This is a genomic window from Sorangium sp. So ce693 (assembly GCF_051521375.1).
GTDB lineage: Bacteria > Myxococcota_A > Polyangia > Polyangiales > Polyangiaceae > Sorangium > Sorangium atrum.
On record NZ_CP150347.1, the window covers coordinates 6554827 to 6567008 of the forward strand.

At 72.4% G+C, this 12182-nt stretch carries 9 protein-coding genes; 7 read left to right on the forward strand and 2 right to left on the reverse strand.

What is annotated here, in order from left to right; genetic code table 11:
* Positions 1–3 precede the first annotated feature (3 nt).
* From WMF14_RS24280 to WMF14_RS24290, 3 genes are read left to right on the forward strand one after another with little or no spacing between them, the layout of a single operon-like run.
* Positions 4–1704: a pre-peptidase C-terminal domain-containing protein gene (locus tag WMF14_RS24280; RefSeq protein ID WP_437804024.1), complete on the forward strand. Its 1701-nt coding sequence runs from the start codon at positions 4–6 to the stop codon at positions 1702–1704.
* Positions 1688–4168 (forward strand): NAD(P)-binding domain-containing protein, encoded by a 2481-nt coding sequence (locus WMF14_RS24285; RefSeq protein WP_437804025.1) that lies wholly within the window; start codon positions 1688–1690, stop codon positions 4166–4168. Before WMF14_RS24280 ends, WMF14_RS24285 begins: the two co-directional genes overlap by 17 nt.
* 45 nt (positions 4169–4213) lie before the next feature.
* A complete protein-coding gene (locus tag WMF14_RS24290; RefSeq protein ID WP_437804026.1) occupies positions 4214–5782 on the forward strand; it encodes a vWA domain-containing protein in 1569 nt (522 codons plus the stop codon).
* Positions 5783–5821: 39 nt separating this feature from the next.
* Here the strand turns inward: WMF14_RS24290 and WMF14_RS24295 are convergent, their stop codons facing one another.
* Positions 5822–6922 (reverse strand): hypothetical protein, encoded by a 1101-nt coding sequence (locus WMF14_RS24295; RefSeq protein WP_437804028.1) that lies wholly within the window; start codon positions 6920–6922, stop codon positions 5822–5824.
* A gap of 57 nt (positions 6923–6979) precedes the next feature.
* On the reverse strand, positions 6980–7207 hold the full coding sequence (locus WMF14_RS24300) for a hypothetical protein (protein ID WP_437804030.1): 228 nt from the start codon (positions 7205–7207) through the stop codon (positions 6980–6982).
* A 770-nt stretch (positions 7208–7977) separates the two neighbouring features.
* On the opposite strand from WMF14_RS24300, the gene mltG reads away from it, so the two are divergent.
* The 4 genes from mltG to WMF14_RS24320 all read left to right on the forward strand — a co-directional run bounded on the left by mltG (position 7978) and on the right by WMF14_RS24320 (position 12180).
* Entirely contained in the window at positions 7978–9240 is a 1263-nt protein-coding gene (mltG, locus tag WMF14_RS24305; protein ID WP_437804032.1) for an endolytic transglycosylase MltG, read from the forward strand.
* 217 nt (positions 9241–9457) lie between these two features.
* On the forward strand, positions 9458–10438 hold the full coding sequence (locus WMF14_RS24310; RefSeq protein ID WP_437804033.1) for a quinone oxidoreductase family protein: 981 nt from the start codon (positions 9458–9460) through the stop codon (positions 10436–10438).
* A gap of 68 nt (positions 10439–10506) precedes the next feature.
* Positions 10507–11412, forward strand: a complete 906-nt coding sequence (locus tag WMF14_RS24315) for a TauD/TfdA dioxygenase family protein (RefSeq protein ID WP_437804035.1) — start codon at positions 10507–10509, stop codon at positions 11410–11412.
* Positions 11413–11529: 117 nt separating this feature from the next.
* On the forward strand, positions 11530–12180 hold the full coding sequence (locus WMF14_RS24320; protein ID WP_437804037.1) for a hypothetical protein: 651 nt from the start codon (positions 11530–11532) through the stop codon (positions 12178–12180).
* Positions 12181–12182 lie beyond the last annotated feature (2 nt).

Below are 12182 nucleotides of genomic sequence, written 5' to 3' on the forward strand. Positions count from 1 at the left end.
ACCATGGCAGCCGCGCTGGTGTGCGCGGCAGGGGTGGTCGCGGCGTGCGGCGGCGATGACGAGGCCGGGCGGCCGAGGCCCCCGGGGCTCTCGAGCGGGGCCGGCACGGCTGGAGGCGGCGACGGCGGCGGGGGCAGCGGGGGCGCCCCGCCGGGCGACTGCGGGAACGGCGTCGCCGAGCAAGACGAGGCGTGCGACGGACCCGACCTCGGGGGCACGACCTGCCAGAGCCTCGGCTTCGATGCTGGCGAGGTCCGGTGCAGCCCCGGGTGCATCCCCGACGCCTCGGGCTGCACGGGCGTCGAGGTGTGCCAGGACGGGCGGGACAACGACGGCGACGGCGCCGTCGACTGCGACGATCCGGAGTGCGACGAGGCCTGCGCGGACATGTGCGCCGCGCCTGCGGCGCTCGCGGATCCCGGGGCCGCGACCGGCGACACAAGCGGCCACGCGGCCGTCCAGAGCAGCTGCTCGCTGGAGAGCCCGGGCGTCGCCTACACGTTCACCGCGACGACCACCGGGTTCCTCGACGTGGTGCTGACCCCGCACACGGACGCGCCGCTCGTCGCCGAGCTGCGCAGCGCCTGCGACGATCCCACGACCCGGGTCGAATGCGGCATGCCCAGCATAGGCGCCGAGATCGACAACCGGCTGACCGTGCCGGTTCGCGAGGGCGATGCGTTCTATGTGATCGTCACGGGAGCCGACGCGGACCAGGCAGGGGCGTTCGAGCTCGGCGTGCGGAGCCGACAGACCGCCTGCGGGGACGGCATCCAGGATCCGACCGAGCAGTGCGACAACGCCCTCGGTCAACCGGACGACGGCTGCAGCGATAGCTGCCAGCTCGAGGCGACCGAGGTGGAGCCCAACGACACCATCGCCACCGCCAACACCTACACCATTCCGTTCTTCGCCGCGATTCATGCCCCGACCGATGATGATGTGGACGTCGATGTCGTGCGCGTCACCGTGCCGAGAGGGCCGACGGACCTGATCGCGGAGACCGCGGCCGTCACGAGCTCCGACTGCCTGACCGGCCGGCTCGACAGCGTCATCGAGATCCTCGATGAGAGCGGCGGGCTGATCGTGCGGCGCGACCGTGGGGACAACGGCCTTTGCGCCCGCGCCGTCGCGCCGTCGCTCGCCGCGGGCGATTACTATGTTCGCGTCTCCTCCGTGCTCGGCTCCGGGGCGGCGACGTTCCCGTACCGCCTCGACGTGACGCTCGTCCACGAGGTGTGCGGGGATGGCACGATCAGCGCCGGAGAGCAGTGCGACGACGGCAACACGGACGCTCTCGACGGGTGCAGCGCCGGCTGCCGCTTCGAGCTCGACGAGACGGAGCCCAACGGCACCCCCGCGCAGGCCGACGCGTACGCCGCCTCGTGGCTCGCGGAGATCTCGCCCGCAGGCGACGTCGACGTGATCGCCGTGAGCGTGCCGGGGCCTCGCTCGACGCTGCACGTGAACGTCGGCGATAACAATACCGAGGCTTGCCTGAGGGGGCAGATCGACAGCTACATCGAGATTCTCGGCAATGACGGGACCACCGTGCTCGCGTCCGACGACGATTCGGGGGTCGGCTATTGCTCCTACGCCTCGCTCACCGACCTCGCCGCGGGCACTTACTATGTGAGGCTCCGCGCCGCGCCGCTCGTCCCCGATGCGACCTTCTTCTATCGATTGAATGTCACGCTCCTCTAGCCCGACCGGCGGAGGCCGCCGGACGGCGGCGCCGCCATCCGGCGGCGCGGACGACGCGGCGCGCCCTCACGATCCCACGAGGACGCTCTACCGCGCCGATCTCTCCGATCCGCGCCAGCGCGCCGCCCAGCCGCGGGAGGTCGTGCGGGGGCGCGCCGCGCGCCGCGCCGAGGCGACCTCCGACGTCACCCGCTTCCGTGGCGTGCTGCCGGCCACGCTCGCGGGCGCCGTCGCGACCGGCGCGGCGGCGCTGCTCTTCCCGCCGCCGGGGGGGCACGCGGCGCCGGGGCCGCTCTCGCTGCCCCACGCGCGCGCGCAGCTCGCGTGCGCGTCCTGCCACGCCGAGCAGGCGCCCTCCGCGCCGCAGGAGGCCATCGCGGCCCGGGAGGCCGCGGCCTCGCGCGGAGCCGCTGCAGGCGCCCGCGTCGATCAGGCCTGCGTGGGGTGCCACGGCCCCCACGGCTCCACCCGCAGGAGCCACGGGCAGCTGCTCGCGAGCGGCGCGCTGAGCTGCGCCACCTGCCACCCCATCCACCGCGGCGATCAGGGCGTCGTGTTCGATCCAGCGAGGCCGCCGGTGCGCTTCGCGCCGGGCGCCGAGGTCGAGCTCCCGAGGTCGGCCTTCCGCCCGGGCCAGCCGGCCACCGTCGCGATCGTCACGGCCGGGAGCTGCGCGCCGTGCCACGACCTCGCCGCGCCGCGGGATCCCATCGCGCGCTGCCTCGTCGCGGCGCAGTCGCCGCTCGGCGACGCGCGTCCGATCACCTGCTTCGACGAGCACCGCCCTGCCCTCCCCGAGGACGCCGCGACCGGCCGCGCAGGCGGCGACACACGCCCCGCCGGCCGCAACGCCGGTCGCGCCGGCGGCGACACCAGCCCCGCCGGCGTCTGCAGCGGCCAGCACACCGAGGACCGCGCCCTCGCCTGGGACGCGGCGCGCGACGCCGCCACGGCCTTGCCCGTCGTGAAGGCCGGCGCCACGCCCGGCGCGCCCGCCCTGCTCTGGATGGGCGCAGGCCTCGCCGCCGCCGCCCTCGCGTTCGCGGGCGCCCGCGGCGGCCACGCGCTGCGCGCGCGCCGCGCGCGGCGAGCGGCGCGCGACGCCGGCGGCGAGGACGCGATGCTCCGCCCCGCGGCGCGCGTGCGCCTGCCCCGGATCGACACGACCACCTGCCTCGGCTGCTACGCGTGCGTCGACGCGTGCCCGTACGACGTGCTCGCCGTCGAGAAGTACGTCGCGGTCGTGGCCCGCCCCGAGGCGTGCTGCGGCCTCACCCTGTGCGAGCAGCGCTGCCCCAACGGGTCGCTCACCATCGAGGGCGGCGCGCCGATCGCCGATCGCCCGCGCCTCGGCGACGACCTCGGCAGCCTCGATGTGCCAGGCCTGCACCTCGCCGGCGACGTCACCGGGCTCCCGCTCATCAAGAACGCCATCCACCAGGGCGCGCACGCCGCGACGCGCATCGCGGAGGACCTGCGGCAGGCCGGCCCGCGCGGCGCGAGCGGTCAGGAGCTCGACCTGATCATCGTGGGCGCAGGGCCCGCCGGGATCAGCGCCGCGCTGCGCGCCAAGGAGCTCGGCCTCTCGTTCGAGGTGATCGAGCAGGGCAGCGTGGCGCAGAGCATCCAGAGCTTCCCGCGCGGCAAGCTGGTCTTCGATCAGCCGCTCGACCTGCCGATGACCGGGAAGCTGTGGCTGAAGGAGTCGACTAAGGAAGAGCTGCTCTCCCACTGGCTCCGCATCGTGCGCAAGGAGCGGCTCCCGATCCTGCAGGACACCCGCATGGTGTCGGTCGCCCGCGCGGCCGGCAGAGGCGCGCCCGCCGTCGATGCGACGGCCGGCAGAGGCGCGCCCGCCGAGGCGCAGGCCACGGCCGGCTTCGTCGTCGTCACCGAGCCGCGCGAGGGCGGACCGCGCACCGAGCGCCACGCGCGGCGCGTGCTGCTCGCCATCGGCCAGCGCGGCTCGCCACGCCGGCTTCCGTTCGAGCTCTCCGCCGAGGTGGAAGGTCGGGTGTACTACCACCTCGCCGACGCCCGGAGCCTCGCCGGCAGCCGCGTGCTGATCGTCGGCCTCGGCGACGTCGCCATGGAAGCCGCGATCGCGCTGTCGCGCCAGCCGGCCACCGACGTCACCGTCATCTACCGTGGCGCCGGGTTCCGCCGCGGGAAGACGCGAAACATCGAGGAGTTGCGACGGCTTGCAGCGGCGTCCCGCCTCTCGCTCCTGTTCGAGACCGACGCCTCCGCCCTCGCCCTAGATCCGGGCGGCGCGCTCGTGGCGACCCTCGCTTCGCCCTCGGGGGCCCGGGCGCATCCCTGCGACGCCGTGCTGGTCCTGATCGGGAGCATCCCGCCATGGAGCGCCCTCCGCGCCGCCGGCGTCCGGCCGACCGCGGAGCCGTCAGATCGTTCCGCGCTCGGCGACGTACAAGGGACCACGCCCGCGGTCCCCGCGCCGTGAGTCCGTCGTAAGCTCGGGGGGCCCAGGCCGTTCTCTGGAGGAGCCATGAAGCCGACCCACGTCGCCCTGTTCTCCGCCCTCGGCATGATGTTCACGAGCCTCTCCGTCTACTCCCTGGCGCCGTCCGGGGGCGGGAGCTCCGTCACGGCGGTCCGCGAGGTGATCACCGAGCCGCCCCGCCAGGTCCCCGAGGCGACGGGCGGCGCCGTGGCGGCGGTCGATCCGAGCCGCTTCACCACCGGATCGAGGCTGATGCTGGAGGGGCGCGTCGGTCACGCCCGCCTGCCTCGCTCGGCGCAGGAGACGTTCCTGATGTTCGAGGTCCGCGGCGACGGGGCGCCCGCGAGGTCGCAGACGCAGGCGAACCTCTCGCTGGTCATCGATCGCTCCGGATCGATGAAGGGCACCCGCCTCACGAACGCCGTGCAGGCGGCGACGACGGCCGTGAGCCGCCTGAACGACGGCGACGTCGTGTCGGTGGTCACCTTCGACACGAGGACCAGCGTGGTCGTGCCGCCCACCACCGTCGGGCCGGACACGCGCGGCCGCATCCTCGCGAGCGTCCGCGGCATCTCGCTCGGCGGCGACACGTGCATCTCGTGCGGCATCGAGGAGGGCCTCTCGCTGCTCGGTCAGACGAGCGGCGGCGTGAGCCGGATGCTCGTCCTCAGCGACGGCGACGCCAACCACGGGGTCCGCGACGTCCCCGGCTTCCGCGCGATGGCGCAGCGGGCGCGCGATCGCGGCGTCGCCATCACGACCATCGGGGTCGACGTCGATTACAACGAGAAGATCCTGTCGGCGATCGCGCTCGACTCGAACGGCCGGCACTACTTCGTCGAGAACGACGCCGCGCTCGCGCGCATCTTCGAGGCGGAGGCCGAGCAGCTCACGGCGTCCGTCGCGAGCGGCGCGGAGCTCGCGATCGACCTCGCGCCCGGCGTGGAGCTCGACCGGGTCTTCGATCGCTCGTTCCGGCGGGCCGGCGGTCAGGTCATCGTGCCGCTCGGCGCGTTCGCGGCGGGGGAGGTGAAGACGGTCCTGCTCAAGGTGCGCCTCGGCGGCCTCGCCGGCGACGCGCGCGGCGACTCCCCCGTCGCCGACGTGGGCCTCACCTACCGGGACCTCGTCGCCAGGACCGACGCCCGGTGCGTGGGCAGGCTCGGCGTCGCGATCGCGGACCGCGACGCCGACGCGAGCGAGCTCGACGCGCTCGTCGCGGGGCGCGTGCAGCGCAGCGAGACGGCGGCGGCGCTGAAGCAGGCCAACTTCCTGTTCGAGCAGGGGCGGCTCGACGAGGCGCGCAGCAAGCTCGGCGCGCAGCAGGAGTCGCTCAAGAAGGCGGCCGACAAGGCGAAGGCCAGCGCCCCGGCGAACCGCGCGAAGGACGTGGCGTCCGATTTCGAGGGCCAGCTCGCCGCGCTGGAGCGGGCGGGCACGGACTTCGCCACGCCGCCGACGTTCGCCACGCCGCCGCCCGCCGCCGCCGCGGAGCCGGGCGGCTTCGCGCAGGCCCCGGCGGCAGCGGCGCCGCGGCCCGCCCCGGCGCAGTCCCGCCAGGGCAAGAGCGCCGTCCGCCGCAACGAGGCGGAGGCCTTCGATCTCGCGCGCTGACGCGCCGCTCGGAACGAACGGCGCATGCCGCGCACGCCCTCAGGGAGTGAGCTGGGCGAGGAAGACGTCTCCGCTCCCCGCATCGATCAGTGTCGTGCCACCGAAGTTCACTGACCCGAAGAACAACCCCGCAACGACAGCGTTCCCGTTGCTGTCGATCTTGAGGGACGAGACGCCCTGCACGTCCGTATCGCCGTACCTTTCACTCCAGATGTGGGTGCCGCTGTCATCGAACTGGGCCACGAACGCGTCGTTGTTGCCTGCGCTGGTCAGCGTACCGCCGCCGAAGTCCACCGCGCCCGCGATGTCGCCGGCGACGAAGACGTCCCCCGAGCCGTTGATCGACACCGAGCTGGCCGCGTCCGAGTTCGTGTCGCCGAACGTGTGGTTCCAGAGATGCGTGCCGCTGTCGTCGAGCTGCGCCACGAAGATGTCGGAGTTCCCTGCGCTGGTCAGCGTGCTGCCGCCGATATCGATGTCGCCGTCGAAAGAACCGACGACGACCACGTTCCCGAGGCTGTCGGTCGCCACGTCGGTGGCTAGTACAGTTCCGGAATTGCCGAACTCGCTTTCCCACAGGTAAGTCCCGGAGCTGTCGAAACTGGCCACGTAGCCATTGTAAAGAGCCGGGAAGGTGGTAGCGGCGGTCGGCCCGCCGCCGAAGTCCATCTTGCCGGCATACCACCCCGAGATGATGATGTTGTCGTTGCCGTCAACCGCGAGAGCGTAAGCCCCCCCGTCGTGAACGGCCGAGGGGGTGCCGAAGAACCGCCCGAAGATGGGACTCCCGGAGCTGTCGAGCTTCGCCAGGAAGACTTCATTGGAGGAGCTAGTCCCGGTGTCGCTGCCGAACGTGAGGGTACCCCAATAGTTCCCCGCGATGATCACGTTGTCCGAGGAGTCCACCGCGATCGCCGTTCCCTCGGCGTATTGGTTGGAGGTGAAGCCAGTACTCCACACCAGGTTGCCCGAGGCGTCGAATTGCTTGATGAAGATGTCGGCCAAGGTGAAGGTCGGGTCGTAGGCGGAGCCGATGACGTTGACGTTGCCCGCGCTGTCCGTAGCGACGTCCCTCACGACCATAGCCGGCATTATATGGCTCCAGAGATAGCCGCCGCTGTCATCGAGCTTCGCAATCATGCACTCGGATCCTGTCGGGACGAGCGGCCCACCGCCGAAGTCCATGGCCCCATCCGATCACGCGGTGATGATGATGTTATCGGACCCGTCCACAGCGATCTTGCTGGCGTACTGAAAGGAGGTGTCGCCGTAGCGCTTGCTCCACCCGTGAACCAGCGGCTGCCGGGAGGTGGTGACAGGCTCCGAGGTGCGAGGCTCATCGCCATCGGGTAGCGTGCCGCAACCGGCATTCAAACAAACCACGGACGCCACACTGACCAGCTCAGCAAACCACGATTTTCGCATGATAATACGCTGCTCCTTCTCGGGTGAACCCGGGACATCACCGCCACACCGGCGACACGATCGACGCAACACCCCTGCACCGCAGATAGACCGCTAGGCACACGACGGGACGTCAACGGTTTGTATCCTTGGTCACACACATACAACTTGTCAAGAAATTTTGATTCTTGCGCATCCGGCAGATCCGGCGGTGATCTCCGCAGGCTGAGACCAGGCATCAGCCTGCGGGGCGCTGGCCCCACATTTCATCGCAAGGCCATATGACCGGCACTGCCATGCGGACATGACGATCGTGCGCCAGCGCCGGCGGAGAAGTCGCGAGCTTCGTAACCTGTGGGAGCTCACGGTGGTGTTCCGCAGATGCAGCCGTGACATGTCACGGTGGAGCGTGTTCATCACGGGAGCTTCGCGGGCACCTTGAGCTTCGGTGGCACGTCGCTGACCAGCCTGAGGACGAGCGACGGCTTCGTGATCCGGTACGGCAACGCAGGCCAGGCCCCAGCGGCAGCGGCGCCGCGGCCTGCCCCTGCGCAGTCCCGCCAGGGCAAGAGCGCCGTCCGCCGCAACGAGGCGGGGTCCTTCGATCTCGCGCGCCGACGCGGGTCGAGGCAGACGGCGCGCTCCAGCCCCAACCCTGAGCGCGCTCCAGCCCCAACCCTGAGCGCGCTCCAGCCCCAACCCTGAGCGCGCGCTCCAGCCGCTGCCCCGCAGCGACGCGGGGCGTTGACGGCGTTGACACGCGTCGGGCTTTCGGGTTTTGACTCCCGGCGGTGGGCGTTCGACCTAGGGCGAGTCGGCCGGGAAACCGCCGGACGGGTGGCGACGGCGCGCAAGGCTCGCCGCCGCGCGACCCGTCGTCCACGCGGAAGACAACCCCCGCGCGGCGCGCGCGGGGCGCGGGGCAGCGCTCGCCGGCGTCGCGGCGCCCTGCCCAGCCCCGGGCCGGGCGCGCGCTGCTCCTCGGGCTCGCGGGCGTGGTCGCGGCGGCGTGCGCCGCGCTGCTCGCGCTGGTGTTCGGCTTCGGGCGCACGAGGGCGCCGGACCAGGGGCGCGTCGTGGAGATCAACTGGCCGGACGGGCTCGACGCGGGCGAGGCGGCCGCGCTCCTCGCGGCCGAGGGGCTCGTCGAGAGCGAGCGCGCCATGGCGCTCTACCTCGGCGCGACGGGCGGCACCGAGGCGTTCGTGCCGGGCCCTCACCTGCTCTTCGAGGGCGCGACGCCGCGGGAGCTCCGGCAGCTGCTCGCACGCGCGGAGGGGCGCCCCACGGCGAAGCTCACGATCCCCGAGGGCTTCAGCCGCTTCGACATCGCCGCCCGGCTGGAGAAGCTGCGCATCGCCGGCCGGAAGACGTTCCTCGCGGCCACCGCCGACGGCGCGCTCCTCGACGCGCTCGGCATCGAGCGCGGCGGCGCCGTGGGCGCGGAGAGCGCGGAGGGGTACCTCTTCCCGGCGACGTACGAGCTCGCGCTGGACTCCGACGCGCGCGACGTGGCGCGGCGCCTCGTCGCCGAGTCCGACCGGCGGTGGAGCGCGCTCGCAGCGCAGGGGAAAGACGGGCTCGCGGCGCTCCAGGCGTCGCTCGGCTGGGGTCGCCGCGAGGTGCTCACGCTGGCCTCCATCATCGAGAAGGAGGCCGTCGTCGAGGAGGAGCGGCCGCTCATCGCGAGCGTGTTCCTGAACCGGCTCCTCGATCCGAGCTTCCGCTCTCGCAAGCTGCAGTCCGACGCGACGGCGCTCTACGGCTGCGTCGCCTGGCCCGAGGAGGCGCCGTCGTGCGCAGATTGGAGCGGCAAGCCCACGCCGGCCGTCGTGCGGGATCCGAAGAACCGCTACAGCACCTACGCGCACCCGGGGCTGCCGCCCGGGCCGATCGCCAACCCTGGTGCGCCGTCGATCGCGGCCGTGCTGGCGCCCGCGGCGACGAAGTACCTCTATTTCGTGGCCGCGGGCGGCGGTCGCCATCGGTTCAGCGAGAGCCTGGACGACCACAACGACGCCGTACAGAAGCGCAGGGACGCGACGGCGCCCTAGGCGCGGGCGGCGCGACACGGGAAAGAGCTCTCCTGCGCGAGGCGCCGCTCTCGGGCACGACAGGGGGCCGCCGAGAGAGAGCCGTCGGGCGAGCCGAGCCGGTCACAGGGTAGCGCAGCTGCCCCCCTCCGCCGTCCTCATCCACGCCGTGCCCTTGCGTTCCGAGCCGCCGGGGACGAGGGAGAGCGAGCGGCGGCGCGGAATGGGGGGACGTTTCATGGGACAGGCAGTCCGATTCCACGAGACCGGCGGGCCGGAGGTCCTGCGCTCCGAGGAGGCCGTCGTCGGCGGCCCGGGCCCCGGCCAGGCGCGGGTCCGGCACGTCGCGGTGGGGCTCAACTTCGCCGATACCTACTTTCGCACCGGGATCTATCCCGTGCCGCTCCCCAGCGGCATCGGGGTCGAGGCCTCCGGCGTGGTGGAGGCGGTCGGCGAGGGCGTCACGAACGTCGCGCCGGGCGACCGGGTGACGTACACCGGCTTCCTGGACACGCTCGGGGCGTACTGCACCGAGCGGATCGTCCTCGCCGCTCCGCTGATCCGGCTGCCAGAGGGCATCAGCCACGAGACGGCCGCTGCGATGACCATGCGGGGCCTCACGGCGGCGTACCTGATGCGCCGCATCTGGCCTTTGAAGGCCGGCGACAGCATCCTGCTGCACGCGGCGGCGGGCGGCGTGGGCCTGATCGTGTCGCAGTGGGCGAAGCTCCTCGGGCTCACGGTGATCGGCGCGGTGTCGACCGAGGCCAAGGGGGAGATCGCCCGCGCCCACGGCGCCGACCACATCCTCATTTATGGCCGCGGCGACGTGGCCAGGCGCGTGCGCGATCTGACGGGCGGGGCCGGCGTGTCGGTCGCCTACGACGGCGTCGGCAAGGACACGTTCGCCGGCTCGCTCGGCTCGCTGAAGCGGCGCGGCCTGCTCGTGTGCCTGGGCGCGGCCTCGGGCCCGGTGCCGCCGCTCGACGTGGCGCTGCTGGGAGCCAAAGGATCGGTGTTCGTCACCCGCCCGGCGCTCGCCGACTACATCGCCGATCCGGAGGAGAAGAGAGCGCTGGCAGGCGAGCTGTTCGACCACGTCGCCGCGGGGCGGATCCGGGTCGAGATCAACCAGCGCTACAGGCTCGAGGACGCGGCGCAGGCGCACCGGGATCTCGAGTCGCGCAAGACGACGGGCTCGTCGATCTTCGTCGTGTAGCGCGTGTCGGGACGCGTGTTGGGACCACAGATCGCGCGCCGACGCCAGTGCATCCAGGAGGACCGGACATGACAAGCTCAGCGACAGCCGGCTCGGGCGCCGCGCGCGCGGTGACGCGCGGATCCATCGAGGTCGAGCCGCTCACCTGCACCATCGGCGCCGAGCTCCGCGGCGTGAGCCTGGCCGACGCCGCGCGCGACGACGCGCTCTTCGCCGAGATCAAGGCGCTGCTGTTGAAGCACCGGGTCCTGTTCCTGCGCGATCAGGACATCACCCGCGCCGACCACGTCGCGTTCGCGAGGCGCTTCGGCGAGCTCGAGGACCACCCCGTCGCCGGCAGCGATCCCGATCATCCGGGGCTGGTTCGCATCTACAAGGACCTGAACAGCCCGCCGGAGCACTACGAGAACTCCTATCATTGCGACGCTACATGGCGCGAAGCGCCGCCGATGGGCTGCGTCCTGCGCTGCGTCGAGACGCCGGACGTCGGCGGCGACACCATCTGGGTCAACATGGTCGAGGCGTACAGCCGCCTGCCCGAGCACATCAAACGGCAGATCGCCGGGCTGCGCGCCAGGCACAGCATGGAGGCCACCTTCGGCGCCGCCCTGCCGATGACGGAGCGCCACGCGCTCAAGGCGAGGTACCCCGACGCGGAGCACCCGGTGGTGCGCACCCACCCAGAGACCGGCGAAAAAGTCCTGTTCGTCAGCAGCTTCACGACGCACTTCGTCAACTTCCACACGCCGGACAACGTCCGCGTCGGCCAGGACTTCGCGCCCGGGGCGAGCCACCTGCTGAGCTACCTGCTCAGCCAGGCCGCGATCCCCGAGGTCCAGGTCCGCTTCCGCTGGAGGAAGAACAGCGTCGCGCTCTGGGACAACCGCTGCACCCAGCACTACGCGGTCCAGGATTACTGGCCTGCGGTGCGCAAGATGGAGCGCGCCGGGATCGTCGGCGACCGGCCCTACTGACCACCCCTCGACGCCACGAGAGATCAGGGCGCCTTTGCTCCCGTCGCCTCGGGGGTGGCCGCGCAGCGCCCCGCTTCCTGGATCTGCGCGCGCCGCGGTGTAGATTCGCGCGCCATCATGCGCCGTCCCGCTCCGTTCCTCCTCGCGCTCTCCGCTCCCCTCGCCTTCTCTGCCGCTGTCGCCGGCTGCTCGCCCCGCACCGCGCCCCCAGCCGAAGTGACGCAGGCCGCCTCCGCGACCGCCGCTCCGGCAGCTCCCCCCGAGCCCGCCGCTTCGGCCTCGAGCGCTGCGCCCACCGCCAGCGCTGCTCCCGCCGCCAGCGCTGCCCCCGCCGCCAGCGCCGCGCCTGCCACCAGCGCCGCGCCCGCCGCCAGCGCCGCGCCCGCCGCCAGCGCCGCGCCCGATCCGGCGGCGCCGGCCGACGCCGGGCCGCTCCCGAAGGTCAAGGTCGCCAACATCGGCATGCACATCGGCGGCGGCCCGCACGACGACTTCACCAAGGAGCCGATCAAGCGCTCGGTCGCGCCCCACTTCGACGAGTTCCGCCGCTGCTTCGCGCTCGCCGAGGACCCGACCAAGGGCGGCGACTTCGGCATCGATCTCCGGATCGAGAGGGACGGCGGCAAGGCCGAGGTGCGCAAGCCCCGGACGGCGCTCAAGGGCAAGGCGTTCACGCAATGCGTGGTCGGCGTCTTCGAGCGGATCGACTTCCTCAAGCCGAGGAAAGGCCCCACCGTGGTGAGCTACTCGCTCCGCTTCACCCCGTGACA

Bases quoted from the DNA above. Each gene is read 5' to 3' on its own strand.
- WMF14_RS24280 (WP_437804024.1), top strand. From the start codon at position 4: ATGGCAGCCGCGCTGGTGTGCGCGGCAGGGGTGGTCGCGGCGTGCGGC.
- WMF14_RS24285 (WP_437804025.1), top strand. From the start codon at position 1,688: ATGTCACGCTCCTCTAGCCCGACCGGCGGAGGCCGCCGGACGGCGGCG.
- WMF14_RS24290 (WP_437804026.1), top strand. From the start codon at position 4,214: ATGAAGCCGACCCACGTCGCCCTGTTCTCCGCCCTCGGCATGATGTTC.
- WMF14_RS24295 (WP_437804028.1), bottom strand. From the start codon at position 6,922: ATGATTGCGAAGCTCGATGACAGCGGCGGCTATCTCTGGAGCCATATA.
- WMF14_RS24300 (WP_437804030.1), bottom strand. From the start codon at position 7,207: ATGCGAAAATCGTGGTTTGCTGAGCTGGTCAGTGTGGCGTCCGTGGTT.
- WMF14_RS24310 (WP_437804033.1), top strand. From the start codon at position 9,458: ATGGGACAGGCAGTCCGATTCCACGAGACCGGCGGGCCGGAGGTCCTG.
- WMF14_RS24315 (WP_437804035.1), top strand. From the start codon at position 10,507: ATGACAAGCTCAGCGACAGCCGGCTCGGGCGCCGCGCGCGCGGTGACG.
- WMF14_RS24320 (WP_437804037.1), top strand. From the start codon at position 11,530: ATGCGCCGTCCCGCTCCGTTCCTCCTCGCGCTCTCCGCTCCCCTCGCC.